The sequence below is a fragment of the Bradyrhizobium vignae genome (assembly GCF_900324035.1).
GTDB lineage: Bacteria > Pseudomonadota > Alphaproteobacteria > Rhizobiales > Xanthobacteraceae > Bradyrhizobium > Bradyrhizobium vignae.
In genome coordinates, this window is the sequence record NZ_LS398110.1 from 4,833,705 (window position 1) to 4,860,672 (window position 26,968).

The 26,968-nt window shown below is 64.6% G+C and carries 22 protein-coding genes; 6 read left to right on the forward strand and 16 right to left on the reverse strand.

Going from position 1 to position 26,968, the window contains the following annotated elements; translation table 11 throughout:
* The first annotated feature begins 159 nt into the window (after window positions 1-159).
* Both BRAD3257_RS23635 and BRAD3257_RS23640 read left to right on the forward strand, forming a co-directional pair.
* The gene (locus BRAD3257_RS23635) at window positions 160-1,983 is read left to right on the forward strand and encodes a beta strand repeat-containing protein (RefSeq protein WP_145987021.1); all 1,824 of its coding nucleotides are present in this window, start codon (window positions 160-162) and stop codon (window positions 1,981-1,983) included.
* Window positions 1,868-4,195: an autotransporter outer membrane beta-barrel domain-containing protein gene (locus BRAD3257_RS23640; RefSeq protein WP_160118834.1), complete on the forward strand. Its 2,328-nt coding sequence runs from the start codon at window positions 1,868-1,870 to the stop codon at window positions 4,193-4,195. The genes BRAD3257_RS23635 and BRAD3257_RS23640 overlap by 116 nt, the downstream gene beginning before the upstream one ends.
* Window positions 4,196-4,350: 155 nt before the next feature.
* Here BRAD3257_RS23640 and BRAD3257_RS23645 read toward each other — a convergent pair whose 3' ends face one another.
* From BRAD3257_RS23645 to BRAD3257_RS23675, 7 genes are all read right to left on the reverse strand, one after another.
* On the reverse strand, window positions 4,351-5,457 hold the full coding sequence (locus tag BRAD3257_RS23645) for a polyamine ABC transporter substrate-binding protein (protein WP_122403828.1): 1,107 nt from the start codon (window positions 5,455-5,457) through the stop codon (window positions 4,351-4,353).
* Window positions 5,458-5,464: 7 nt separating this feature from the next.
* Window positions 5,465-6,643 (reverse strand): aminotransferase, encoded by a 1,179-nt coding sequence (locus BRAD3257_RS23650; protein ID WP_122403829.1) that lies wholly within the window; start codon window positions 6,641-6,643, stop codon window positions 5,465-5,467.
* An 8-nt stretch (window positions 6,644-6,651) separates the two neighbouring features.
* Window positions 6,652-6,978 (reverse strand): rhodanese-like domain-containing protein, encoded by a 327-nt coding sequence (locus BRAD3257_RS23655; protein WP_162500327.1) that lies wholly within the window; start codon window positions 6,976-6,978, stop codon window positions 6,652-6,654.
* A 401-nt stretch (window positions 6,979-7,379) separates the two neighbouring features.
* Window positions 7,380-9,308, reverse strand: coding sequence for a potassium transporter Kup (locus tag BRAD3257_RS23660; protein WP_122403831.1), 1,929 nt, complete (start codon window positions 9,306-9,308; stop codon window positions 7,380-7,382).
* Window positions 9,309-9,448: 140 nt separating this feature from the next.
* A complete protein-coding gene (locus BRAD3257_RS23665) occupies window positions 9,449-11,350 on the reverse strand; it encodes a potassium transporter Kup (protein ID WP_122403832.1) in 1,902 nt (633 codons plus the stop codon).
* 250 nt (window positions 11,351-11,600) lie between these two features.
* Window positions 11,601-12,431: an OmpA/MotB family protein gene (locus BRAD3257_RS23670; RefSeq protein WP_122403833.1), complete on the reverse strand. Its 831-nt coding sequence runs from the start codon at window positions 12,429-12,431 to the stop codon at window positions 11,601-11,603.
* Window positions 12,432-12,454: 23 nt separating this feature from the next.
* Complete coding sequence (locus tag BRAD3257_RS23675) at window positions 12,455-13,228, reverse strand: motility protein A (protein WP_080138159.1); 774 nt, start codon at window positions 13,226-13,228, stop codon at window positions 12,455-12,457.
* Window positions 13,229-13,523: 295 nt separating this feature from the next.
* Between BRAD3257_RS23675 and BRAD3257_RS23680 the strand changes: the two genes are divergently transcribed.
* Window positions 13,524-13,817 (forward strand): hypothetical protein, encoded by a 294-nt coding sequence (locus BRAD3257_RS23680; RefSeq protein ID WP_122403834.1) that lies wholly within the window; start codon window positions 13,524-13,526, stop codon window positions 13,815-13,817.
* Between the two features lie 17 nt (window positions 13,818-13,834).
* Here the strand turns inward: BRAD3257_RS23680 and BRAD3257_RS23685 are convergent, their stop codons facing one another.
* From BRAD3257_RS23685 to BRAD3257_RS23700, 4 genes are all read right to left on the reverse strand, one after another.
* Window positions 13,835-14,554 carry an RraA family protein gene (locus BRAD3257_RS23685; RefSeq protein ID WP_162500328.1) on the reverse strand — a complete coding sequence of 240 codons (720 nt, stop codon included), beginning with the start codon at window positions 14,552-14,554 and terminating at the stop codon, window positions 13,835-13,837.
* A gap of 120 nt (window positions 14,555-14,674) precedes the next feature.
* On the reverse strand, window positions 14,675-15,556 hold the full coding sequence (locus tag BRAD3257_RS23690) for a CDP-alcohol phosphatidyltransferase family protein (protein WP_122403836.1): 882 nt from the start codon (window positions 15,554-15,556) through the stop codon (window positions 14,675-14,677).
* An 85-nt stretch (window positions 15,557-15,641) separates the two neighbouring features.
* On the reverse strand, window positions 15,642-16,364 hold the full coding sequence (locus BRAD3257_RS23695) for a phosphatidylserine decarboxylase (protein ID WP_283809970.1): 723 nt from the start codon (window positions 16,362-16,364) through the stop codon (window positions 15,642-15,644).
* 54 nt (window positions 16,365-16,418) lie between these two features.
* Complete coding sequence (locus BRAD3257_RS23700) at window positions 16,419-18,377, reverse strand: ABCB family ABC transporter ATP-binding protein/permease (RefSeq protein ID WP_122403838.1); 1,959 nt, start codon at window positions 18,375-18,377, stop codon at window positions 16,419-16,421.
* A 201-nt stretch (window positions 18,378-18,578) separates the two neighbouring features.
* Between BRAD3257_RS23700 and BRAD3257_RS23705 the strand changes: the two genes are divergently transcribed.
* Window positions 18,579-19,184, forward strand: coding sequence for an LOG family protein (locus BRAD3257_RS23705; protein WP_162500329.1), 606 nt, complete (start codon window positions 18,579-18,581; stop codon window positions 19,182-19,184).
* Between the two features lie 4 nt (window positions 19,185-19,188).
* Here the strand turns inward: BRAD3257_RS23705 and BRAD3257_RS23710 are convergent, their stop codons facing one another.
* From BRAD3257_RS23710 to cysS, 5 genes are all read right to left on the reverse strand, one after another.
* Complete coding sequence (locus tag BRAD3257_RS23710) at window positions 19,189-19,566, reverse strand: VOC family protein (RefSeq protein ID WP_122403840.1); 378 nt, start codon at window positions 19,564-19,566, stop codon at window positions 19,189-19,191.
* Between the two features lie 515 nt (window positions 19,567-20,081).
* Window positions 20,082-21,248 carry an IS110 family RNA-guided transposase gene (locus BRAD3257_RS23715; RefSeq protein WP_122406309.1) on the reverse strand — a complete coding sequence of 389 codons (1,167 nt, stop codon included), beginning with the start codon at window positions 21,246-21,248 and terminating at the stop codon, window positions 20,082-20,084.
* Window positions 21,249-21,375: 127 nt separating this feature from the next.
* A complete protein-coding gene (gene cimA, locus BRAD3257_RS23720; RefSeq protein WP_122403841.1) occupies window positions 21,376-22,974 on the reverse strand; it encodes a citramalate synthase in 1,599 nt (532 codons plus the stop codon).
* On the reverse strand, window positions 22,971-23,462 hold the full coding sequence (locus BRAD3257_RS23725; protein ID WP_162500330.1) for a GNAT family N-acetyltransferase: 492 nt from the start codon (window positions 23,460-23,462) through the stop codon (window positions 22,971-22,973). The genes cimA and BRAD3257_RS23725 overlap by 4 nt, the downstream gene beginning before the upstream one ends.
* Before the next feature lie 115 nt (window positions 23,463-23,577).
* Window positions 23,578-24,960 (reverse strand): cysteine--tRNA ligase, encoded by a 1,383-nt coding sequence (gene cysS, locus BRAD3257_RS23730; RefSeq protein ID WP_122403843.1) that lies wholly within the window; start codon window positions 24,958-24,960, stop codon window positions 23,578-23,580.
* 291 nt (window positions 24,961-25,251) lie between these two features.
* Here cysS and BRAD3257_RS23735 point away from each other — a divergent pair, with 291 nt between their 5' ends.
* Window positions 25,252-25,557 (forward strand): hypothetical protein, encoded by a 306-nt coding sequence (locus tag BRAD3257_RS23735; protein ID WP_122403844.1) that lies wholly within the window; start codon window positions 25,252-25,254, stop codon window positions 25,555-25,557.
* 130 nt (window positions 25,558-25,687) lie between these two features.
* Complete coding sequence (locus BRAD3257_RS23740) at window positions 25,688-26,878, forward strand: DUF2865 domain-containing protein (protein WP_122403845.1); 1,191 nt, start codon at window positions 25,688-25,690, stop codon at window positions 26,876-26,878.
* Window positions 26,879-26,968: the final 90 nt, after the last annotated feature.

Here is a 26,968-nt window from a genome sequence, read left to right on the forward strand (position 1 = left end):
ACGTCTCTCAAGGCGGCTCCATATAGCGGAAGTCTGCCGAAAATGCCCGAAAATCGGGTCTGAAACACAAATATCAGAAACTTTCAGAAATGAGCCAAGCCCTTATCAAGACACCAATCCCCACCCGATGCGAAGAATCCGGTCGAGGACTCGGACCGCGTGCTGGGGGAAGTGGTGAGGACGGGGAAAGATTATTTCAAAGCGACCCGCCACCTGCGGGCCGCGCTGCTGACGTCGTCGGCACTGGCCTTGGCCTGGACCCTGCCGGCCGGGCCGACGCGCGCCGCGTCGGACGGCACCTGGCTCGCCTCCCCCGGCAGCAACGATTACGGCAACGGCGCCAATTGGGACGGCGGCTTCGTGCCTGTCGGCACGGCCTCGTTCGGTACCTCCAATACCACCAGCCTGGTGATTGCGATCGCCAGCGTCGGCGGCTGGACCTTCAATGCCGGCGCCTCGAACTACACGTTTGCCGTCGGCAACTCGCTGAACTTCACGGGCGCCGGCATCACCGTCAACGGCGGCAGCGTCACCATCAACATCAACGGCGGCGGAGATCTGTCTTTCTCCAACACCAGCTCGGCCGGCAGCGCCACCATCACCAACAACAACTACCTGCAGTTCTTCGGCAACAGCACGGCGGGCAACGCCTCCATCACCAACACCAGCTTCAACATGCTGTTCTTCAACGACTTCAGCACGGCAGGCGACGGCACCATCACCAACAACGTCAACGGAACTCTGTCTTTCTACAACAACAGCACGGCCGGCAGCGCCACCATCATCAACAGCGGCAACCTGCGTTTCCTCGATGCCAGCACGGCCGGAAGCGCCACCCTTATCAACAACGTCGGAGGCTCCGTCGATTTCTCGAACAGCACCGGTCCGCACGGCGACGGCAGGCTGAGCGCAGGCTCGATCGCGGGCGCCGGCGCTTACAACCTCGGCGCCAATGAGCTGACGGTCGGCTCCAACAATTCCTCGACCGAGGTCAGCGGCATCATCTGGGGCGCCGGCGGCGCGCTGGTCAAGACCGGCACCGGCACGCTGACCCTGTCGGGCGCCAATAGCTATACCGGCGGCACCACGATCAACGGCGGCACGTTACAGCTCGGCAGTGCCGACGGCGTCGGCTCCATTGTGGGGACCGTCAACGTCGGCAGCTCGGGCGCATTCAATGTCTTCAACGCCGACACCAGCGGCATCACCACCATCACCAACGGCGGTCTTCTGAACTTCAGGAACACCAGCACGGCCGGCAGCGCCACCATCAACAACAACTACTATCTGTACGTCTGGGACACCAGCACAGCCGGCAGCGCCATCATCACCAACAACCGGTTCTTGGGGTTCTACAATCTCAGTTCGGCTGGCAGCGCCACCATCACCAACGGCGGCACGCTGAATTTCAACGACACAAGCACGGCCGGCAGTTCGGCGATCACCAACCACGCCATCATCCATTTCGTGGACAACAGCACGGCGGGCACCGCCACGATCTTCAGCGACAGCACTCTGTCGTTCAATGCGAACTCCACTGCCGGCGGCGCGACCATTACCACTGACGGCGCCGGCACTCTGGAATTCCGTGACACCAGCACGGCCGGTAACGCCACGATCGTCAGCACCAGCGGCGCCACGCTGACTTTCCTCAACACCAGCAGCGCCGGCAGCGCAACCATCACGAACGAAAATGACGCGCTCTTCAGGGACAGCAGCACGGCGGGCAGCGCCACGATCTCCAACGTCGGCTTTGGCACTATGAATTTCCTCGAAGCCAGCAGCGCCGGCGGCGCAACCATCACGAACGGGAATGCTCTGTACTTCCGGGACAGCAGCACGGCGGCGAGCGCAAATATCACCAACAATGGCGGCATCGCATTCTACGGGGTCCGCCACTGCCGGCAACGCGACCATCACCAACAATGGCAGTATAACGTTCTTCGCCAACAGCACAGCCGGCAACGCGGTCATCATCAATAATGCCAGCAGCTTGGTCGATTTCAGTCCCACCGGGGGCCCCAACGGCGACAACAAAATCAGCGCCGGCTCCATCGCGGGCGCTGGCCTTTACCTGCTCGGCGCCAATGAGCTAACCGTCGGCTCGAACAACCTCTCGACCGAGGTGAGCGGCGATATCAACGGCGCCGGCGGCTCGCTGGTGAAGATCGGCTCCGGCACGCTGACCCTGTCGGGGGCCAATACGTATACCGGCGGCACCACAATCAATGCGGGCACGCTGAAGATCGCGGGCGCCGGCACGCTTGGCGCCAGCAGTGCCGGCACAAATGTTGCGGGTGGCACGCTCGATCTTGGCGGCACGGCACAGACCCAGGACGGCGGCGTGACGGTGACGGGTGGTCGCATAACCAACGGCACGTTGTCATCGTCCGGTTTGTTCGACGTACGAGCCGGCATTATCGACGCCAGTCTCGCGGGCAACGGCGCGCTGACCAAGGTCGGCAGCGGCGCGTTGACGCTGACGGGCGCGAATACCTACACCGGCGCGACGATCGTGAACGGCGGCACGCTGGCGGTGAACGGCTCGATCATCGCCTCCAGCAGCCTCACCGTGAACAGCGGCGGCACGCTCGGCGGCACCGGCATCGTCGGCAACACGACGATCGCGAGCGGCGGCACGCTGGCGCCGGGCAATTCCGTCGGCACCCTCACCGTCAGCGGCAGCCTCGCCTTCAGTGCCGGCAGCTTCTACAGGGTGGAAGTCTCCGCCACCGCCGCCGACCGGACCAATGTCTCGGGCACCGCGACGCTGACCGGCGCCACCGTGCAGGCGGTGGCGCTGCCCGGCAGCTTCCGCAGCCAGACCTACACCATTCTCAATGCGACCGGCGGCCTTGCCGGAACGAAGTTCGCCGGGCTGAGCGTGAGCGGCAGCTTCAGTCCCACCCGCAACCCGCACCTCACTTACGACGTCAACAACGTCTATCTCGTGCTCGATCCCAGCGCGATCGTGCTGCCGGCGGGCACAGGCGCCAACCAGAGCAACGTCGCCGGCGCCATCAACAAGGCGGTCGAGGGCGGCGCGACGCCGCCGGTCGACTTCGATGCGCTGCTCAACATGGGCCAGCCGCAGCTCAACCACGGGCTCAGCCAGGTCTCCGGCCAGCCCGGCGCCGCCGGCACGCAGGCCTCGTTCAACGCCACGCAGCAGTTCATCGGCATGCTTGATCCCTTTGGCGGCGGCGGCACGGACGGCGAGCGCGGCGGCACGGCCAGCGATGGCGGGACGCTGGGCTACGCTTCCACCGCACCAAATGACGCCGGGCTACGCGAAGCCTACGCCGCAGTGACACCGCGCGAGGCGAGCGGCGAGGTCATCGACCGGCGCTGGGGCGTGTGGGCCTCCGGCTATGGCGGCGCCAGCACGTTGAACGGCAACGCCGCATCAGGTTCGAGCACCACCACCAGCCACATCTACGGCACCGTGGTCGGCGCGGACTATCGGATATCGCCGAACACGCTGGTCGGCTTTGCGCTCGGCGGCGCCGGCTACAACTTTGCGCTGTCCGACAGTCTCGGCAGCGGCCGCGCCGACCTGTTCCAGGCCGGCTTCTACGGCCGCCACAATTTTGGGCCCGCCTATATCTCAGCAGCGCTCGCCTATGGCTGGCAGGACGTCACCACCGACCGCACCGTGACGGTCTCAGGCACCGACAAGCTCACCGCCAATTTCAAGGCCAGCACCTTCTCGGGCCGCCTCGAAGGTGGCTGGCGCTTCGCACCAATCCGCGCCTCCAGCTTCGGCGTGACGCCCTACGCGGCCGCACAAGTCACCACATTCCACCTGCCCGGCTATGGCGAGACCGCGATCGCCGGCAGCAACCAGTTCGCGCTGTCCTACACCGCGCAGGACACAACAAATGTCCGCACCGAGCTCGGCGCCCGCACCGACCAGCGCTTCCTGGTCGATAACGGCGTGCTCACGCTGCGCGGCCGGCTCGCCTGGGCGCACGACACCAACACCAGCCGTCTCGTGAACGCCGCCTTCCAGACGCTGCCGGGCGCTGCCTTCACCGTCAGCGGCGCGCGTCCCGCCGCCGACTCAGCGTTGGCCGGCGGCCGGGCCGAAATGAAATGGAAAAACGGCTTATCGCTCGCAGGCACCGTCGAGGGCGAATTCTCGCGCAGCACGCAGACCTACACCGGCAAGGGCACGGTGCGGTATGAGTGGTAGGAAGCGCCTTGCTCTCGCGCTGCGCCCGCACGTCGATTAAGCCAAGCCGGATCGCGACTTAAGCACCGCCACCGCCGGCAACCCGCAGATGGCGTTTCTACTGTGCATGGGGTTGTTTTGCGGAATTTCGTTTGTCGGGTCGGCTCCCAAGCCGCCTACCGCCCCGTCTTCACCTTGGTCCACAGCCGGTTGATGATGCGCTGGGTCGCCGGCTCGCGCGCCGTGATGACGAACAGCTTTGCGAGCGTCGCCTCGTCGGGATAGATGTTCTTGTCGTTCAGAATCTTCGGGTCGACCAACTTTTGGCTCGCGAGGTTGCCGTTGGCGTAGGACAGGAAGTCCGAGTTCTTGGCGGCAACGTCGGGGCGGTAGAGATAGTTGATCAGCTCGTAGGCTTCGCTGACGTTCTTGGCATCCGCGGGGATCGCGAGATTGTCGAAGAACATCTGCGCGCCCTCCTTCGGAATCGCGTAGCCGATCTCGATGCCGCTCTTGGCCTCGGCCGCGCGGGCACGCGCCTGCATGATGTCGCCGGACCAGCCGACGACGAAGCAGATCTCGCCGGTCGCGAGCGCGCTTAAGTATTCGGACGAGTGGAATTTTCGCACGGAGGGGCGGACTTTTGCCACGACATCGGCGGCCTTCTCCAGGTCCGCCTGCTTGGTCGAATTCGGATCGAGCCCGAGATAGTTCAGCGCCGCCGGGAAGATATCGTCGGCGGAATCGAGCATGTGCACGCCGCAGTCTTTGAATTTTGCCAGGTTCTCCGGCTTGAACACGACGTCCCAGCTGTCGATCTTCGCGTCGGCACCCAGGATCTGCTTCATCTTGGCGACGTTGTAGCCGATGCCCGTCGTGCCCCACATATAGTTGGCGGCGTAGACGTTGCCGGGGTCATAGGTGGCGAGGCGCTGCGTCACCATCGGCCAGGCATTGGCGAGGTTAGGCAGCTTCGTCTTATCGAGCTTCTGGAAGATGTTCGCCTTGATCTGGCGCTGCAGGAAGTAAGCCGTGGGCACCACGACGTCGTAGCCGGACTTGCCGGCCATCAGGCGGGTCTCCAGCGTCTCATTGGCGTCGAAGGTGTCGTAGACCACCTTGATGCCGGTCTCCTTGGTGAAGGCTTCAAGGACGTCCGGCGCCATGTAGTTGGACCAGTTGTAGAAGTTGACGACTCGCTCCTCCGCGCCTGCAGGAGCGGAGAACAACGTCAGCGCTGCGGCGATGGCAAGACGAAACCTCGAGCGGCTGACGTTCGTCATCACTGGTCTACCTCTTGCGTCCACGCACCGCGTCCGACAGCCGCTCCAGCGCGGTGTCGAGGGTCTCGTCCTTCTTGGCAAAGCAGAAGCGCACCACTGATGTCACCGGGTCCTGCTCGTAGAAGGCCGAGACCGGGATCGCGGCGACCTTGTAGTCCTTCACGATGCGCCAGCAGAACTCGGTGTCGCTCTCGTTCAGCCCGAGCGGCGACAGGTCGACGGTGAGGAAGTAGGTGCCCTGCGACTTCAGCACGGGGAAGCCGAGGCTCTCCAGCCCCCTGGTCAGGCGGTCCCTGCTCCGCGTCAGATCCTGGCGCATCGACAGGAAGTAGTCGTCGGACTTGCCGAGGCCGTAAGCGACGGCAGCCTGGAGGTTCGGCGCGGTGGTGAACGTCAGGAACTGGTGCACCTTGGCGGCGACGCGCAAGAGCTGTGGCGCGGCACAGACGAAGCCGATCTTCCAGCCCGTGAGCGAGAAGATCTTGCCGGCCGAGCCGACCTTGATGGTGCGCTCGCGCATGCCCGGAATGGTGATCAGCGGGATGTGCTTGTGCTCGTCGAAGGTGACGTGCTCCCAGACCTCGTCGCAGATCGCGATGACGTCGAACTCCTGGCAGTAGCGCGCCAGCAGTTCGAGATCCTCGCGCGGATAGACCACCGCGGAGGGATTCAAGGGATTGTTGAAGAGCACCGCCTTGGTCTTTGAATTGAACACGCTTTTCAGCATGTCCTCATTCAGCCGCCAATGGGGCGGCTCGAGGCGGACGAGGCGCGGAATGCCGCCGGCCTGACGGATGATCGGCAAATAGGAATCATAGACCGGCTGGAAGCAGACCACTTCGTCGCCGGGCTGAACCACGGCGAGGATAGCCGAGGTCAGCGCCTCGGTGCCGCCGGACGTGACCATCACCTCGCTCATCGGATCGAGCTTGAGGCCGTGCCAATGGCCGTAATGGGTCGCGATCGCCTGGCGCAGCTCCGGCAGGCCCATCATCGAGGGGTACTGGTTGTAGCCATTCAGCGAGGCCTCGGCCGCGGCGCGCCGGATGTCCTCAGGCCCGGGATCGTCGGGGAATCCCTGGCCGAGATTGATGGCATTGTTGTCGCGCGCGGCCTGCGACATCGCCTCGAAGATGGTGACGGGAAGATCGGCGAAGACCTTGTTCAAGGACGAGCTTTTGGACATCGGGCCGATCAGCCACCGACCTTGCTGGGAAGACCCGCCGCCTTCCAGCCGAGCATGCCGCCGGCCAGATGCTTGTCGTAAGGCAGGCCCGCCGCCTGCGCCGCGAGCGAGGCCGTCACCGAGCGCTTGCCCGAACGGCAGGCGAACACGACCTCCTTGCCCGCGGGGTCGGGAATCGCCTTCGGATCGAAGGTCGAGAGCGGAACCACGACGCCATAGGGATAGGCTTCGGCCTGAACCTCATTCGGCTCACGGACGTCGACGAGCAGATAGCGCCCTTCCGCGACACCCTTGGAGACCTCGTCCGGGGTCAGATCCTGTACCTGGTTTGCCACTTCATCCTCCAACGTCGCAAGGCGCATGCCGGGCGATCCCGGCCGGCGGCAACCTCGCCTCTCGGGAAACGAAAATCAAGCGCCACAAGGGCTTGAGCCGCGCGGCGCAAGTTAAAGCTAAATCGCAGCGACTTGAAGTCCGGCTTTCGGGGTCTATGCCCGGAGATTCCGTTTCAGTTCTCACCATTCCTTCGGTGTCATTCCCCGCGACCCGGCTACGCCAAGGCTTCGCCGGGGTTGAGGTCCAGGGGCGCCGAAGCTTTAGCGTAGGCGACAAGCGGCGAATCCAGTACGCCGCCGCTGCTCGGTGAATCACGGGCGCTTCGGAGTACTGGATCGCCCGGTCGAAACATCGGCCGGGCGATGACAGCGATGGCGACGGATGGAGCCCCGGCTGAAAGCTAAATCGTCACCTGCGTGCCGACCTCGACGACGCGGCCGCTTGGGATCTGGAAATAGTCGGTGGCATCGTTGGCGGCGCGGCTGAGCGAGATGAACAGCCGGTCCTGCCAGCGCGGCATGCCGGAATGGGCGGCGGGCTTGAGCGCCCTTCGCGACAGGAAGAACGAGGTCGACATGATGTCGAACTGCCAGCCCAGCTTGCGGGCGATCGCCAGCGCCTTCGGCACGTTGGGCGATTCCATGAAGCCGAACTTCAGTGTCACCTTGGAGAAGGTTGGTGAGATTTGCTCCAGCCTCACCCGGTCCGCCGGATCGATCCGCGGGGTCTGCGCGGTCTCGATGGTGAGAATGACATTCTTCTCGTGCAGCACCTTGTAGTGCTTCAGACTATGCATCAGCGCGGTCGGCGCGCTGAGCGGGTCCGAGGTCAGGAACACCGCGGTACCCGGCACCCGCTGCGGCGGCCGCTTCTCCAGCATGGCGACCAGGTCGGCGAGCGGAAACTCGAGCTTGCGCGACTTCTCGAACAAGAGCCGGCTGCCGCGCCGCCACGTGTACATCAGGATGATCATGACCGCACCGAGCGCCAGCGGCACCCAGCCGCCCTCGAAGACCTTCAAGAGATTGGCGGTCAGGAAGGTCAGGTCGAGGAACAGGAACGGCGCAATCAGCGCGCCCGCGGCGAGCGGCGACCACCGCCACCCCTTCCAGACCACGACGAAACCCATCATGGCCGTGACCACCATCGTGCCGGTGACGGAGATACCGTAGGCGGAGGCGAGCGCGGACGAGGAGCGGAACAGCAGCACCAGAAGGACCACGAAAACCAGCAACAGCTGGTTGATGCGCGGGATGAAGATCTGGCCGGAATGGGCTTCCGACGTATGGCGAATTTCAAAGCGTGGCAGCAGCCCGAGCTGGATCGCCTGCCGCGTCAACGAATAGGCGCCGGTGATGACGGCTTGGCTCGCGATGACCGTGGCGGCAGTGGCCAGCACGACCATGGTGCCGCGAACAAAGCCTTGCGGGAAGAGCTGGAAGAACGGGCTCACGATCGCGCCGGGGTCACTGAGGACGAGCGCCCCCTGCCCGAGATAGTTCAGCGCCAGCGACGGCAGCACGATAGAGAGCCAGGCGAACTGGATCGGCCGCTTGCCGAAATGGCCGAGGTCGGCATAGAGCGCCTCGGCGCCGGTGACGGCCAGGAACACGGCGCCCAGCGTGACGAAGCCGATGATGCCATGGTGCAGCATGAAGGACACGGCATAGAGCGGGTTCAGCGCGAGCAGCACCTGCGGCTGCTGGATGATCGGATGGATCGCCGCGGCCGCAAGCACCGCAAACCACACGCACATGATCGGGCCGAAAAAGGCGGCAACGCGCGCCGTGCCACGGGATTGCACGGCGAACAGACCGGCCAGGATCACGACGGTCAGCGGAACGATATAAGGCTCGAATGTCAGGGTGACGTCCTTCATGCCCTCGATCGCCGACAGCACCGAGAGCGCCGGCGTGATCACGGCATCACCGTAGAACAGGGCGCCAGAGATGATGCCGAGCAGGACGATGGTCGCCCCGCCGGTGCCAACCGCCCGCTGGGCCAGCGCCATCAGCGCCAGCGTGCCGCCCTCGCCGTTGTTGTCGGCGCGGAGCAGGATCACCACGTATTTGAGCGTCACCACGACGATGAGCGCCCAGAGGATCAGGGAAAGCACGCCGAGCACGGCCGCCGGCGTCGGCAAGCCCTCGGCGCCCGAGGCCGCCATCACCGCCTCGCGGAACGCGTAGAGCGGACTGGTGCCGATATCGCCATAGACGACGCCGATACTGCCGAGCGTCAGGGCGCCGAAACCGGCGGTGGTATGGGCCTCGCCATGCCCGTTGGCCGCCGCCGTCTCCGGGGCGGGAACTGCTACGTCACTGGTCATGGAAGAGCCCTATGGCCTCGACAATGCTTCACGGCACAACGGCGCAAAAGCGCGCGGCTTATAGTCCTGCGCTGCCGGCATAGCCTAGCCCGATTTCGGGCCCTAGCCATGCTAATTTTGCATGGATTCACCAGTTGCGTTCAAATAGTGACTTGGGTTCCGACTTCAACCACCCGCCCGGTGGGAATCTGGAAATAGTCGGTTGCATCGTTGGCCGACCGGCTCAGCGCGATGAATAGGTGATCCTGCCAGAGCGGCATGCCCGACTGCGCCGAGGCTTTCAGCGACCTTCGCGACACGAAGAACGAGGTCGACATGATGTCGAACTGCCAGCCCTGCTTGCGCGCGATCGCGAGCGCCTTGGGCACGTTCGGCTGCTCCATGAAGCCGAAGCGCAAGCGGACCTTGGAAAACTTGTCGCTGATCTTTTCCATCCTGAATCGCTCCGACAGATCGACCCGCGGCGTATGCGCGGTCTCGATGGTCAGGATCACGTTGTGCTCATGCAGCACCTTGTTGTGCTTGAGATTGTGCAGGAGCGCGGTCGGCACGAAAGCGGGATCGCTGGTCAGGAATACGGCGGTGCCCTTGACGATGTGCGGCGGCCGCTTCTCCAGGCTGCGGATCAGATCGTCCAGCGGCACCTCGATCCGTCGCGTCTTCTGCATCAGAATTCCAGAGCCCTTGCGCCAGGTCCAGATCGTCCCAGCCATTGCCGCGCCAAACAGCAGCGGCACCCAGGCGCCCTCGAGCAGCTTGAGTAGATTGGCGCTGAAGAAGCTCAAATCGACGACGACGAAGGGCATGATGACGGCCGCGGCCGCCGCCGCACGCCAATTCCACAACTTCCAGATCACGACGAAGCCCATGATGCCGTCGGCGACCATGGTGGTTGAGACCGCAATGCCGTAGGCCGAGGCCAGATTGCTGGGGGTGTGGAACAGCAGCACCAGCAGCATCACGCCGATCAGCAGCAGGCGGTTGACACGCGGCAGATAGATCTGGCCGGCATGGGATTCGGAGGTGTAACGCACCTCGAAACGCGGCAGGAGGCCGAGCTGCACGGCCTGATAGACCAGCGAATAGGCGCCGGTGATCACCGCTTGGCTCGCGATCACGGTTGCGGCCGTCGCAAGCCCGACCAACGGCAGCACCAGCTTCTCGGGCACCATGCGATAGAAGGAATGCTCGATCGCGCTGGGATCGGACAGCACCAGCGCCCCCTGCCCGAAATAGTTGATCAGGAGCGCGGGCAGCACGAAGAACATCCAGGCCGACTGGATCGGCTTGCGGCCGAAATGGCCGAGATCGGCGTACAGCGCCTCGCCCCCCGTCACCGCCAGGAACACGGCGCCGAGTGTCACGAGGCCGATCGTGCCGTGTGACAGCACGAACTGCACCGCGTAATAGGGATTGATCGCCGCCAGCACGGAGGGGTCATCGACGATATGGACGGCCCCCATCACGGCGATGGCCGTGAACCAGACCACCATCACCGGCCCGAATGCCGAGGCGACCAGTGCGGTCCCCTTGCTCTGGACCGCGAACAGCAGCACCAGAATGAGGACGGTGAGCGGCACGACATAGTGCTCGAGCGCGGGAGTTGCGAGCTTCAGGCCTTCGACCGCCGAGAGTACCGAGATCGCCGGCGTGATCATGGAATCGCCGATGAACATCGAGGCGCCGACCACGCCCAGCGCGAGCAGGAACCAGCTCCGCCGCCCGAGCGCGCGCTGGCCGAGCGCCATCAGCGAGAGCGTGCCGCCCTCCCCGTTATTGTCGGCGCGCAGCAACAGCAGGACATATTTCGCAGTGACGACGATCAGCAGTGCCCACAGGATCAGCGAGAGCACGCCGAGCACGATGACGCGTGAGACCGGCTCGCCATGGGCCGCGCCCCTGACCGCCTCGTGGAAAGCATAGAGCGGCGAGGTGCCGATATCGCCGAAGACGACGCCGATGCTCCCGAGCGTAAGGGCCAAAAAGCCTGATGTGACCGGTTGCACATCCTGAGTCTCGGTCGATGTGATGCTCGCCGTCATGAGGGTGGAAAACGCTTGGTCCCTGAATTTGATCCGGCGCCTTTTGACGCTTCCCGCGCGCCTGTCAATCGGCCTCCACCATAGCAGGCACCGGGACAGAAGCTGTGACGCCGCAGCAACGTTCATCGCCTGCGCGACGACATGCCTCAGGTAAGATGGTAACGCAAGGGGCCTATTTTCCGAGCATGATCTCGTCGGGAAAACCGGTGCCTACTTTGCGCAAACGAGGCCCTTCGGGTGCGGATCATGCTCACGGCTTCAGATTCGGCGGCAGCGGCGGATCTTCGCGCATCAGCGTGATGGTCACCCGCCGGTTGGCGGCGAGCGAGGGATCGTCCGGAAACAGCGGCTGGGTGTCCGCCTTGCCCGAGACGGCGAAAAAGTGCGACGGCGGCAGGCCCTCGCGTTCGAGGATCTGGCGCACGGCATTGGCGCGGTCGGCCGACAGATCGAAGGCGCCGTAGTCGCTGCGGGTCGGCACGAAGCCCGCCGCGGTGTGACCGGCGATGGAAACGCGGAGCGGCGTGGCCTTGAGTGGGATCGCGAGCTTCTCGACCAGGCGGCGGGTGCGGTCATAGGGCACCTTGGAGCCGTCGGCGAACATCGAGCGGCCATCCTGGTCGACGATCTCCAGGTTGAGGCCCTGCTTGGTCTCCTCGAACATGATGTGCTTGGACATCTCGGTCAGTTCCGGCATGTCCTGCAACGCCTGGCGCAACGAGGCCGCCGCCAGCGCGAAATTGCGGTCGACCTTGACCTTGGCCCCCGACGTGCGGTCGCGGTCCTCCTGATCCGGTGTCGGCGTGTTCGAGGCGTCCTCGGGCTGAATGTGATCGACATTCTTCAGCCGCGGACGCGTCGGCAGACCGTCAGACTCGACGATGCCGGCGTAGCGCGCTTCGCTCTGCACGCCGAAGGCGTCGCGCATGGACCCTGCAACGATCTTCAGCTTGTTGGCGTCTTGCGTGGAGAACGCGACGAGCATCACGAAGAAGCTCATCATGAGGCCCATGAGGTCGGCGAAAGTCACGAACCAGCCGTGACCGCCGCCATGCGCATCCCCGCGTTTCTTCTTCGCCATGACCTAAATCCTGGTGCGCACGATCAGGCCGGCACCGGTTCACCCTCGGCGTGGCGATGCTTCTCCGGCAGGTAGGCCAGCAGCATTTCGCGCACCAAGGTCGGGCTTTTGGAGTCGCGGATCATCAGGATGCCGTCGATGATCAGGGTGCGGTTGGTCTCTTCATCCAGCAGCTTGCCATGCAGCTTGTCGGCGATCGGCAGACAGAACAGGTTCGCAACCAGCGCACCGTAGAGCGTGGCGAGCAGCGCGGTCGCCATGAACGGGCCGAGCTTGGAGGGGTCGGTCATGTTGGCGAACATCTGCACCATGCCGATCAGGGTGCCGATCATGCCGAAGGCCGGGGCGCAGTCGCCGATGGCGCGGTAGATCTTGCTGCCCTCGTCGAGGTGCATCAGGAAGTTGTCGCGGTCGCGCTCGAGATTGTCGCGGATGAAGTCGAGGTCGTAGCCGTCGGCGACGTAGCGGATGCCCTTGGCGAGGAACGGCTCGTCGGTCTCAACCTTCTCGAGACCCACCGGGCCCTGCTTGCGGGCGATCTCGGCGATGCGGGCAAGCTCGTCGACGAGATCGTGCGCCGACAGCCGGCTCATGGTGAAGGCGAACTTGGCGCCGAGCGGAAGGCCGTGCAGCAGCGCTGAAAGCGGAAAGCGGATCATGGTCGCGGAAATCGAGCCGCCGAAGATGATGATCATCGCATGTTCGGAAATGAACATGTGCAGGTCGCCGCCCATGAGGATCATCGCGGTGATGACGATGATGCCCGCCGTGAGCCCAACGCCCGTCATGATATCCATGGGAGACTCCAACCGCGAACGCAACAACGGCCGTCCTGGCCGCTGGCGCGGCCCAACCCCGAACCGCATCGGAACCCTAGAGCGCCGCCCTTAAAGCCGCGTAAAGGTTAAGTCCGGACAGTGTTCTGCGCGCCGCTGCGATTGCCGTCCAGCGATGGGAAATTTCAACACTTCGCTAACCATGAGCCGGCGCGCCACGACGTCACGTCCGCTGCGGCCCTCCGCCACATCCGGGACGAAGGATGAATTGCTATCCTGAAGCGGGGCGGCATGCTCGATCGCGGGAGCCATCGCGATGTTGACGCTCTTCGGCCTTCTCACTGCGCTGCCCGCGGCGCTGGCGTTCCACCTGCTCGAGCCGGAGCTCGTCCTGCCGGCCTTCAGCATCCTGCTCTTTGTCGAAGCCGCCTTCGCGGTGATCGCAGCGCGATTGATCCACCTCCCGGACAATGCCGAAGACATCACGCTCTGGGACCTTGCCGGCGGCTTCACCTTGATCGGATGCGCCGCCGCTGTGTTCGGTGAGCCGGACCAGGCGGCTCTGTTCCTGGCGGAACAAGGCGCCCCACGGCCGGCGTCCCGGCCGTAGGTCGTTCAACCACGCGCTTAGTGGATTTCCGCCGAGCGCTTCAGCGCGGCCTTCAGCTTCTCCAGCGAGAAGTCGGGGCTGCGGGCGATCTCCAGGATCGGCGTCTCGCGGCGGCCGCAGAGTTCGGCAGCCTCCGGCAGCTTCGCGGCGACGTCGAGCGGGATCACGATGGCGCCGTGCCGGTCGGCGTGGATCAGATCATCGGACTTCACGGTCATGCCGGCAACGCGCACTTCGCCGCCAAAGCTTTCCGCATGCACCCAGGCATGCGACGGGCCGATCGAGCCGGCGAGCGCCTGGAAGCCCGGAGCCCATTGCGGGATGTCGCGGATCGAGCCGTCGGTGATCACGCCCAGGCAGCCGAGCGCCTTGTGCACGCTGCTCTGCACCTCGCCCCAGAACGCGCCATAGCCGACGTCGGGCCCGTCGATGTCCTGGATCACCGAGATGCGCGGGCCATGGCCGGTGCCGACATATTCGTAATATTCGATCCGACGCTTGGACTGCTCTTCAGCCGGGAGCGATGATTTCAGCACTGAACGGATCGTGACCGTGCGGGCATAGCCGACGATCGGCGGCAGGTCTGGGAACGGACAGACCAGTTGCTTGGTGGTGTAGCCGATCAGCCGGCGCTCGGGCGCCACGATCTCCATGGCATTGCAGATCGTCGGCGTGTCGTAGCGGCCCAGCGCCTCGAGGACGGAAGCAGGCAGCGGCCCGGTCGCGGTATCAGTCACGGCGTTCTCTCCCAGATTGGCGGCTGATTGACGCGATGCCGCCGGCACAGGCGATATAGCCGAGATCAGGCTTCGACCCAACTCAGGCGGGCCTCATGGCAGATATCCGCGCGGGGCCGCTCAGTGCAGCCGTCCGGGCCGTTCGTCGTCGTGCGGCCGCTCCGACAAATTCGCCAGCGTCGGCGCCGACGGCGGCGACGGAACTTCGGCTCCTGACGGCGCGGTGGCTTCCATCGCGCGCGCCTGGTCGCGATAGGATTTGTAGCCAAGCGGCAAAGCGAGGAGATACAGCACCGTGCCGATCGACAGCACATGCCAGGGATAGGCGATCAGGAGCGCGATGAAGACGATCACCGCGACGAAGGCCGGCAGCACCAGTTCGGGTGGGACGCGCATGCGCTTGGTCTTGCCGGAGAACACCGGCAGGCGCGACACCATCAGGAAGGCGATCAGCAGCGTATAGGCAGCCGTCACCGCTGCGGGCAGCCGGCCGAGCTCGAGGAAAGCAACGTAGATCGGCAGCAGCACCGTGATCGCGCCCGCGGGCGCCGGCACGCCGGTGAAGAAATTGGCGGCGAAGGCCGGCTTGTTCGGATCATCCATCGTGGCGTTGAAGCGCGCGAGTCGCAGGCCGCCGGAGATCGCGAACACCATGGCGGCGATCCAGCCGGCATTGCCGAGCTCGTGCAACTGCCAGAAATACAGCATCAGGCCGGGCGCGACGCCGAAATTGACGAAGTCGGCGAGGCTGTCGAGCTCGGCGCCGAACTTGGACTGACCCTTGATCATGCGCGCGATGCGGCCGTCGATGCCATCGAGCGCGGCTGCGAACACGATGGCATAGACGGCGAGCGACATCCGCCCCTCGATCGATAGTCGGATCGAGGTCAGGCCGGCGCAGATCGCCAGCAGCGTGATGACGTTGGGCACCAGCATCCGCACCGGAATCGGTCGGAACCGCCGGCGGCGGACATCGGGATCCTTGAAGTCGTAGGGCGTCATGGCTCGTCCTTATCTTAAGGCGAGATATAGCAAGCCGCGCCCCCCTCCGCCATTGCGGCGGAGGGTCCAAAGCACCGACTATTGGTTAATTGGCGCGATAGGCGCGGCTCGGGTCGTCGCCGGCGAGGTCGGCCAAAATGGTCTCTCCGGCGATTGCGGTCTGCCCTTCCGAGACCAGCGCCTTGGTGCCGACAGGCAGGTACACATCGAGCCGCGAGCCGAAGCGGATCAGGCCGAAGCGCTCACCGGCGCCGATCGCCTGCCCCTCCTTGACGAAGCAGACGATGCGCTTGGCGACGAGGCCTGCGATCTGGACCACGCCGATCCGTGCATTGGGCGTCGTGATCACCAGCGAGTTGCGCTCATTGTCTTCGCTCGCCTTGTCGAGCTCGGCGTTGATGAACAGGCCGGGCCGGTAGGCAATGCGATCCACCCTGCCCGCGATCGGGCTGCGGTTCACGTGACAGTTGAACACGCTCATGAACACCGAGATGCGCGGCAATGGCCGGTCACCGAGGCCGAGCTCGGCCGGCGGCAGCGCCATGGTGATCATCGAGACGCGGCCGTCGGCCGGCGACACCACCAGCCCCTCGCGCACCGGTGTCACGCGGACGGGGTCGCGGAAGAACAGCGCGCACCACACCGTCAGGATCGTGCCGATCCATCCCAGAGGCGACCACAGCCAGAACAGGATCAGGCTTGCCAGTGCAAAGCCGCCGATGAAGGGATAGCCCTCCTTGTGGATCGGCGGAATCTGACGCTGGATCGAATCGAGAATGGACATCGCTATCTGCCGCTTGGGGTTAATGGCGCGGGTCGTCGCGCGGGCTTGTTTAGGCCAGAGTTGGGATCGGAGACAAGCTCACTCCGCCGCGGCGGGCGTCGTCAGGGTGTCATCGACCGGCGGCGGCTCCCGGTTGGGCGCCGTGCTGGTGTCGGCCATCTTGGCCAGTTTCTCGCGCGCCGCCTCGGCTTCGCGCTGCCTGTTCCACATGCTGGCATAGAGGCCGCCCTGCGCGAGCAGTTTCGCGTGGGTGCCGCGTTCGGCGATGCGGCCCTGGTCCAGCACGATGATCTCGTCGGCGCCGACGATGGTCGAAAGCCGGTGCGCAATCACCAGCGAGGTGCGGTTCTTCGCCACGCGATCGAGCGCGCCCTGGATCTCGTGCTCGGTATGGGTGTCGAGCGCCGACGTCGCCTCGTCCAGCACCAGGATCGGCGGTGCCTTCAGCACGGTGCGCGCGATCGCGACGCGCTGCTTCTCGCCCCCGGACAGCTTCAGGCCGCGCTCGCCGACCTGGGTCTCGTAGCCCTTCGGCGCCATGCGAATGAAATGGTCGATCTGCGCCAGCCGCGCCGCCTCCTCGACCTCGGCATCGCTGGCGTCCCAGCGGCCGTAGCGGATGTTGTAGCGGATGGTGTCGTTGAACAGCACGGTATCTTGCGGCACCATGCCAATCGACGCGCGCAAGCTGGCCTGCATAACGTTGCGGATATCTTGGCCGTCGATCAAGATCTTGCCGCCGGAGACGTCATACAGGCGGAACAGCAGCCGCGAGATGGTCGACTTGCCTGCGCCCGACGGACCGACGATCGCGATGGTCTTGCCGGCCGGCACCTCGAAGCTGATGCCTTTCAGGATCGGCCGCGTCGGCTCGTAGGCAAAGCGCACGTCCTCGAAGCGCACCGTGCCGGCGGAGATGACCAGCGGCTTCGCGTCCGGCGCATCCTTGATCTCCGCCTCTCTGCCCAGCACGTTGAACATCTTCTCGATGTCGATGATCGCCTGCTTGATCTCGCGATAGACCATGCCCATGAAATTCAACGGCTGGTACAGCTGGATCATCATGGCGTTGATCAGCACGAAATCGCCCACGGTGTTGGTGCCGTTGCGTACGCCGATCGCGCACATCAGCATGGTCGCGGTCAGACCCAGGGTGAAGATCACGGCCTGCCCGGTGTTGAGCACCGCGAGCGAGGTGTAGGTGCGGATGCTCGCCTCCTCGTAACGCTCCACCGATTTGTCGTAGCGCTGCGCCTCGCGCGCCTCGGCGCCGAAATACTTCACGGTCTCGTAGTTGAGCAGCGAGTCGATCGCCTTGGTGTTCGCCTCGGTGTCGGAATCGTTCATCTTGCGGCGGATGCCGATCCGCCACTCGGTCGCGATGTAGGTGTAGTACATGTAGAGCGCGACCGTGATCAGGGTGGCGACCACGTAACGCCAGTCGAATTGCCAGAGCAGCACCGCGAGCAGCAGCGAGACCTCGACAATGGTCGGGATCAGCTGCAGGATCACCATGCGCACGATGACCTCGATGCCCTCGCGGCCGCGCTCGAGCACGCGCGTCAGGCCACCGGTCTTGCGCTCCAGGTGAAAACGCAGCGACAGCTCGTGCATGTGGATGAAGGTGATGGTGGCGAGCTTGCGCACCGCATGCATGGCGACGCGGGCGAAGATGCCGTCGCGCCATTGCGTCAGCACCGCCATCAGGATGCGCATCGCGCCGTAACTCGCGGTCAGCAACAGCGGCGAGGCGACCACCCAGAGATGCCAGTTGTCGGCCTGTACCGGCGCGGTGTTGGCGCCGGTCAGCGCATCCGTCGCCCATTTGAAGCTGAACGGCACCGCGAGCGTGATCAGCTTGGCGGCGAGCAGCAGCACCAGCGACCAGACCACCCGCATCTTTAGGTCGAAACGATCGCCCGGCCAGATATAGGGCCACAGATGCGCCAGCGTGCCGATCAGCGTGGCCCCGGCCTGCGGTCCTGTGGCGCGAGGGTCAGGAACGTCGGCGCCGTCTAACGATTGAGGTTGGTCCATCAAGAAGCCTGAAAGCCCGCCGGATGCGGGCGCAACTGCGATTAACGATTTTCGTCCGTCATATAGAGCCTTCCCGATGCCCGCGCACCCCGCCAGATGGCGAATCTTTGATTGTTCATCGTCGTTTACCGGTAGATTTCCGGGAGTATCGAATCACCGATTGGGCTTGACGCCTCCTCGCTGCAATGCATCATGGCAACAATGAGCACGATCCAAACTGTCTGTGTCTATTGCGGCTCCGGCCCAGGAACCAATCCCCGCTTCACCGAAGGCGCCAAGGCGTTCGGCAGGGCGCTCGCCGAAAACAACATCCGCTTGGTCTATGGCGGCGGCTCGCTCGGTCTGATGGGCGCGGTCGCGACCTCCGTGCTCGACCATGGCGGCACCGTCACGGGCATCATCCCCGACTTCCTGCGGCTGCGCGAGAATGCGCTGACGCGCGTGCAGGAGATGATCGTCACGCCTGATATGCACGAGCGCAAGCGCCTGATGTTCGAACGCTCCGACGCCTTCGTGGCCCTGCCGGGCGGCGTCGGTACGCTGGAGGAGCTGGTCGAGCAGATGACCTGGAAGCAGCTCGGCCGTCATGCCAAGCCGGTGCTGCTCGCCAACATCGACAATTTCTGGGAGCCGCTGTTCTCGCTGCTGTCGCACATGCGCCAGACCGAGTTCATCCGCGCTGGCCTTTCAATCGACATCCTCAAGGCCGACCGCGTCGAGGAGATCCTGCCGAAGCTGAAAGCGGCCGCGGCACAGGTGGCCGAATCGGAAAAGCAGCTCGCCCCGGAAATGGCGCGCAAGCTGTAACGCGCTACTCTGCCGGAAACGTCACCGCCTCGATCCGGTTACCGTCGGGGTCGAAGACGAAGGCTGCGTAGTAGCGCACGCGGTCGTGCGGGCGAATGCCGGGCGCGCCGTCGGAGGCGCCGCCAGCGGATAGTGCGGCGGCGTGGAACGCATCGACTTCAGCCGTGGTTTTCGCCCGCAGGCAGATGTGCACACCGCTCTCCGCGGCTACGGGCGGCATGCCCTCGCGCAAGTTGATCCAGAACTCCGGATAGGCCTTGCCGAAGCCGACCGTTCGCGGCCGCGTGACGAGGCGCGCGAGGCCGAGGGTGCCGAGCGTCGCCTCGTAGAATTTGGCGGCGCGCTCGAGATCGCTGACGCCGACGGAGATGTGGTCGATCATTGTGCCGCGCTCCCTCCCCTCCTCATTGCAGAGTGCGTCCGCGGAGACAGTCTGGATTGCTCACATGGGGATTTGGTGTGTCAAGGCGGTTTGTTCAGCTCTTTGTTCGATTGCAGGCCAGCTCTTCGTCCCGACCGTGGAGCACGTAGGATGGCGCGCGCAGATCGAGTCAAGGTCGGCCCGTAGGGCCGTCGCGAAGCGACTTGGCCTTGACTCGAGCGAGCACGCCATCAGGCTTTGGCAGTCGGGGCAGCGGGCGGATAACTCCTTTTCGTCAGGCGATCCAAGGGTCGAGCCGGTTTTTGCAATCTGGTTTGCTTGCCAGATCAAACTCACATTCGGTCGCCGCGCGGCGGCGGCTGCACCAACATTCCGCTTGCGGCGGGCAGGCTCGAGAGGACGAGACCATTCTTCGTTACGGCGTTTGAAGCCATGCAATCCATCGGTTCGTCCACCCGGATCGGCCGAGGCTGATCAATCTCGGCGGATTGGCTTTGAGGCTGAGGAGCGTGGTGTCAGGCGGCGGCCTTTATCTCGGCTCCCTCGATCACCACGCCCGCGGTCACGTACTTCCAGAGGGCCACGAGCAGCTTGCGCGCGAGCGCCACGATCGCGCGCTTGCGGCCGCGTTGGCTGTGCACCTTGAACCACTGGGTCAAAGCCGATTGAGGCTGGTGGCGTACCCAGAGCCAGGCGAGCTGGATCATCGTGGTTCTCAGGCGCGGATTGCCAGCCTTCGACACGCCTTGCTCGCGCTCGATGCCGCCACTGCGCCATGGCGTGGCTGCAAGGCCGGCATAGGATGCAATCTGGCGGCGGTTGGCGAACTGCCGGTAAAAGGCCTCCGACCAGAGAACGGCCGTGAAGTTCGGGCCCAGGCTCTTCAGTTCGAGCAGCATTGCCACCGGGTTCGATACGGTCTTCTCCCCCGCCGCCTTGCTCGCGGCCAGCAACGCATCCTGCTCGCGCTCCACCGCCGTGATCTGGTCGAGCAGCAGTTCGAGCCGGTCGAGTTCGCGGCTGATCTGCGCCTTCAGATGCGCCAGCAAGGCGCGCCCGTCGCCCGTCCGCAAGGCCTCCAGCCGCTTCCGCCGGTCTCGCCGCAGCGGCGCGTAGTCGAAGATCCCTTGCGCGAACAGAAGACCCTTGATCCGGTTCACATGCTCGATCCGCTCCGCGATCAAGGTCTCTCGCTCGCGGCACAGCCTACGGCGGTCCTCCTCTGCCGGAGAGGGCGCAACGACCATGGCGCAGACCCGTACCTCGCCGCGCTTGTAGGCCAGCAGCGTCCGCAACAGCGTCTCGCCATCCAGCCGGTCCGTCTTGGCCCGCCGGCGCCGGCGCGGCGTCGCAATCGAGGCCGGATCGACTACGTGGCTCTCGATGCCTTCCTGCTGCAGGGCGCGGTGAAGCCAGAACCCGTCCAGCCCCGCCTCCTGGATCGCGATGAGCGGATAGCTCTCACCCGTTCGCGCCTGCGCCTTGCGCTTCAGCTCCGCAAACAGCTTCAACAGTTCCGAAAGGTCGCCGGCCTTCATGCTGCGTTTGGACATCTTCTCGCCCTTGCAGGGCGACAGCGAAGTGACCAGCCATGTCGAACGGCTCAGTTCCAATGACACAAAAATTGCGCCAAACTGCGTGCGGATAGCGGCCAGTCCGTCGGAAGGATGATCGAGCAACATCGTCGTCTCCAGGTTGAATGGATTCAGCAACCCTCAGTCTGGCCTCAGACCTGGTCGCTATCCACTCCCCATGGAATCTTCGTCGCTTCGCTCCTCGCAATGATGGCGCTTGCAGCGCCGCCGTCCCTCACGCCGGCGCGCCCGATTTCACGAGCTTGTAGATCACCGAATCCATCAGCGCCTGGAACGAGGCGTCGATGATGTTGGGGGAGACGCCGACCGTGGTCCAGCTGTCGCCGTTCTCGTCCTCGCTCTCGATCAGGACGCGCGTGACCGCGCCGGTGCCGCCATTGAGGATACGCACGCGATAATCGATCAGCTTCAAGCCCTCGATGTACTTCTGGTACTTGCCGAGATCTTTCCGCAAGGCGACGTCGAGCGCGTTCACGGGGCCGTTGCCCTCGGCCGCCGAGATCAGATGCTCGCCCGCGACGTCGACCTTGACTACCGCGAGCGCCACGGTGACGCGCTCGCCGAGCGCGTTATAGCGCTGCTCGACATTGACGTCGAACTGCTCGACTTCGAAGTAATGCGGCACCTTGCCGAGCGTGCGACGCGCCAGGAGCTCGAACGAAGCGTTGGCTGATTCATAGGCGTAGCCGGCCGCCTCGCGCTCCTTCAATTCCTCGACGAGGCGCGTCAGCTTGGGATCGCTCTTGTCGTAGGCAATGCCGGCGCGGTCGAGCTCGGCAATGACATTGGAGCGGCCGGCCTGGTCGGACACCAGCACCTTGCGGTGATTGCCGACCAGTTCCGGCAGTACATGCTCATAGGTCTGCGGATCCTTCAGCACGGCGGAAGCATGGATGCCGGTCTTGGTGACGAAGGCGCTCTCGCCGACATAGGCCGCATGCCGGTTCGGCACGCGGTTGAGCATGTCGTCGAGCGTGCGCGACACCTTGACGAGCGTCGCCAGCTTCTCCGCCGTGACGCCGATCTCGAACGCGTCGGCAAAACCTTTCTTCAGCTTCAGCGTCGGGATCAGCGAGCAGAGATTGGCATTGCCACAGCGCTCGCCGAGACCGTTCAGCGTACCCTGGATCTGCCGCGCTCCGGCGCGCACCGCGGCGAGCGAATTGGCCACCGCCTGCTCGGTGTCGTTATGGGCGTGGATGCCGACATGATCGCCGGGAACGTGCTTGGTCACCTCGGTGACGATGGCCTCGACCTCATCAGGCATGGTGCCGCCGTTGGTATCGCACAGCACCACCCAGCGCGCCCCGGCCTCATAGGCCGCTTTGGCGCAAGCCAGCGCAAAGCTCGGGTCCTCCTTGTAGCCGTCGAAGAAATGCTCGCAGTCGAGCATGACCTCGCGACCGGCTGCCTTCGCCGCGGCAACGCTGTCCCGGATCGAAGCGAGGTTCTCTTCCTTGGTCGTCTCCAGCGCAACGCGCACCTGATAGGCCGACGACTTCGCCACGAAGCAGATCGCATCCGCTTTCGCTTCCAACAGGCCCGCGACGCCCGGATCGTTCGAGACCGAGCGCCCAGCCCGCCGCGTCATGCCGAAGGCGGTGAAGCGCGCATGATTGAGCTTCGGCTTGGAGCCAAAGAACTCCGTGTCGAGCGGGTTGGCGCCGGGATAGCCGCCTTCGATATAGTCGATGCCGAGATCATCGAGCATCGCCGCGATGACCTGCTTGTCGGCCAGCGTGAAATCGATGCCGTTGGTCTGCGCCCCATCGCGCAGCGTGGTGTCGAACAGATAAAGACGCTGCTTGCTCATTGCCCCGCTCCGAGCGTCTTCTTCATGGTGGTGTTGGCGAGCCACTCGTCGCCCATGGTGACGCTGTTGCGCTGCTGGGCGGTGTAGCCGCGTTTGGCGAAGAAGCCTTGCGCGTTGTCGCTGGCATCGACCGACAGGCTCGTCGCTCCGCGGCCGCCGGCGAGCTTCTCCAGCGCGTCGATCAGCATGGTCGCGATGCCCTGCCCGGCCACGGCCGGATGGACATAGAGCATGCGGATGTGATCGTTGCCGCGCAGCGAGGCGAAGCCGACGGGCGAACCCTCGAGCGTTGCGATCAGCGTGAGATCGGCGGCGAGCCGCTTGCCGAACTCCTCGTCCTCCGCCGCAGCCATCCAGGCTTCCTGCTGCGCCTCGCTGTAGTCGTCGCCGGTCAGCTCCTCGATGCTGGCGGTGAAGATCGCGGCGAGGATCGGCACATCGGCCGGCAGGAAAGGCCTGAGTGCGGGCTTTGGCAAAGTCTGTCCCATCGTCCTCACCACATCCCATAGAGCTTGAGCACGATCGCCACCGCGCCGGCGAGCAGCGCGATCTTCAGCGCGATGTAATAGAGCCAATGCCGCGGAAACGGCGTGTCGGGCCGCTTCATCGCGCGATCTCCCAGGTCGTGCCTTCCTTGGAGTCCTTGATCGCAACGCCCATCGTAGCGAGCAGATCGCGGATGCGGTCGGACTCCTTGAAATCCTTGCGGCCACGGGCGGCCGTCCGCTCGGCGATCAGACGCTCGACTTCCTTGGCATCGACGCCGCTCGCCTGCTGCTTGCGCCTTTCCCACTGCGCCGCGCTCTCGGCCAGGAATCCGAGCAGCCGCAACGAGCCCGCAAGACCCGCGATATCGTTGCCGCGCAGGCCGTGCAGCGCCGCGATCGCCTGCGGCGTATTGAGGTCATCGAGCAGCGGTTCGACCACCGACGCATCCGGCTCGCCCGGCACGGCGTCGGCCGCGATGCGGTACCAGTCGTCGAGCGTCTTGGCGCTCTCCTCGAGCGACTTCATGGTCCAGTCGATTGGAGAGCGGTAATGCGTCTTCAGCATGTTGAGGCGCAGCACCTCACCCGGCCAGTCCTTGAGCAGTTCGTGGATCGTGATGAAGTTGCCGAGCGACTTCGACATCTTCTCGCTCTCGACCTGCAGGAAGCCATTGTGCATCCAATAGTTCGCCATGCGCTGCTGGTGGAAGGCGCAGCAGGTCTGAGCGACCTCGTTCTCGTGGTGCGGAAACACGAGATCGATGCCGCCACCATGGATGTCAAAGTGCTCGCCGAGATGCTTCCAGGCCATGGCCGAGCACTCGATGTGCCAGCCAGGACGACCCTGCGCGGCGATACCGGCCGGCGAGGGCCATGACGGCTCGCCCGGCTTGGACGGCTTCCACAGCACGAAGTCGGTATTGCCCTTCTTGTATGGCGCGACATCGACGCGGGCGCCCGCGACCATCTCGTCCAGTGAGCGGTTGGACAGCGCGCCGTAGCGCGGCAGGCCGGCATTGGCCGCGTTCATGGCCTGCGGCGAGAACAGCACATGGTCCTCGGCGACATAGGCAAAGCCGCCGGCGATCAGCTTTTCGATGATCTCGCGCATCTCGCCGATATGCTCGGTCGCGCGCGGCTCCACGGTCGGCCGAAGCGCGCCGAGCGCATCGACGTCGGCGTGAAACTGCTTGCCGGTCTGCTCGGTGACCTTGCGGATGGCCTCGTTCAGCGGCAGGCCCGGGAAATCGCGCGCGGCGCGGTCGTTGATCTTGTCGTCGACGTCGGTGATGTTACGGACATATTTGACGTTCGCTTCGCCATAGAGATGGCGCAGCAGCCGAAACAGCACGTCGAACACGATCACCGGCCGCGCATTGCCGATATGGGCGAAGTCGTAGACGGTCGGTCCGCAGACATACATGCGGACGTTCTTCGGATCGAGCGGTACAAAGGTCCGCTTTTCCCTCGTCAGCGTATCGTGAAGGCGCAATTCCATATGGATACCCGTCGGCTGTTGGCCGGGCGTCCAAGGCTCTCAATGTGTTTGAGAAAAGACGGCTCCAGCCAGCGAATCGCTAGCTCGTAATCTCGCGGCAAATGGCGCAAATGGCGAGGAGACCGTTCATGCGGTCACATATGGGCCACCACGGGCCCCGGCGTCAAGAGCCGCGGAAATGCCGTTTTTTCTCCGCAAAGCGCGCGGCCCGCCCTGATGGTTCATGATCCCCTAACCATTTGAGGCCATTCTGGAACCAGCGGTTCCTCCATTTTTAGCCTCGGTATTTTCATGCGATCCCTGCTCGCGCTCGTTTTCAGCGCCGCGATCCTTGCAGCACCCCGCGCTTGCGCCGAGACCCGCGTTTTCATCATTGCCAATCAGGCGAATGGCTACGGCGTCGACCAGTGCCTGGCCAAAGGCGACAAATGCGGTGCATCCGCTGCGCGCACCTACTGTCAGTCACGAGATTTTGCGATAGCCTCGGCCTATCGCCGGGTCGATCCCGACGAAATTACCGGCTCCGTCCCCAAAACTGGCGCAAACTGCTCCCATGGCCGTTGCGACGAATATGTCGCAATCACCTGCCAGCGCTGAATTCCCTCGGAGCTGGCGGACCTTAGGACCGGTCTTTGTCCCTGAAACGACGTGACGATGCCGCAGGAAGCGGCTATTGGGAGGGCGCGCTTCGGCCCCCCAGATCACGCTGGGCCGTGACCTCGCTAGAATGGCGGATATGCCTGAATTTTTGTCTCTCTCCCGTGCCCGCTCCCTCCTTGCCTGCACCGTGCTCCTGAGCACCGTCATGCTCGCCAATGGCGCTTTGGCGCAGGCTGGCCCGCCTGGCCCGCCGCCTCAGCCGGGCCAGAACGGGCTCGGACCGAACCCGATGTGCGCGCGGCTGGAAGGCCAGCTCGCCGCGCTCGATCGTGGCGGCGGCGGTGGTGACCCCGCGCGCGAAGAGCAGATCCGCCGCTATCAGGATTCCCAGGCCAAGCAGCAGGCCGAGCTGGATCGCGTCACCATGCAGGCCAAGCGCATGGGCTGCGACTCCTCCGGCTTCTTTTCGCTGTTCAACGGCCAGTCGGCGCAGTGTGGCCCGGTGAACACCCAGATCCAGCAAATGCGCGCCAATCTGGACCAGATCACCGGCAATCTCGAACGGCTGCGCGGCGGCGGCCCCGGCGGCTTCAGCCCGGAGCGCGACAACCAGCGCCGTTCGGTCCTGTTGGCGCTGGCGCAGAACAATTGCGGCCCGCAATATGCCAATGCCGCGCAGTCGCAAGGCGGCGGCAACTTCCTGAGCAATTTGTTCGGCGGCGGCAACAACCCGAACAATCCGCAAGCCGTGCCGCCCTCCGATCTCGGCCCGCAATCCGGCACCTTCCGCACGGTGTGCGTGCGCACCTGCGACGGTGCCTATTTCCCGATCTCGTTTGCGACCGTGCCGGCGCGCTTTCCCGACGATGAGAAGACCTGCAAGGCGCTGTGCCCGGCGGCCGAAGCCGTGCTCTACACTCATCGCAATCCCGGCGAGGACATGAACTCGGCGGTCTCGATCGGCGGCCAGCCCTACACGGCGCTGCCGACCGCGTTCAAATTCCGCAGCGAGTTCAACCCGTCCTGCTCCTGCAAGGCAGCGGGCCAAACCTGGGCGGATGCGCTGAAATCAGCCGACGACAAGGCCGCAGCCGAGCAGCAGGGCGATATCATCGTCACCGAGGAGAGCGCCAGGAAGATGCAGCAACAGCGGCTCAACAAGGGCACGCCTGCCAATGCCAAGAAGGGCGCGGCTCCCGCGCCAACCACGGCGACTGCACCTGCAACGCCGCCGGCGGAGACGGCCCCCGCTGTCAACTCCGAGAACAAGCCGATCCGGTCGGTCGGTCCAACCTTCTTGCCGCAGCAGCAGAAGTAGGCAGCCCTGCTTTTACTGTCATGCCCCGCGAAGGCGGGGCATCCAGTACTCCGTGCACACAAGCAGTGCCGCAGGGTACTGCATCATCTG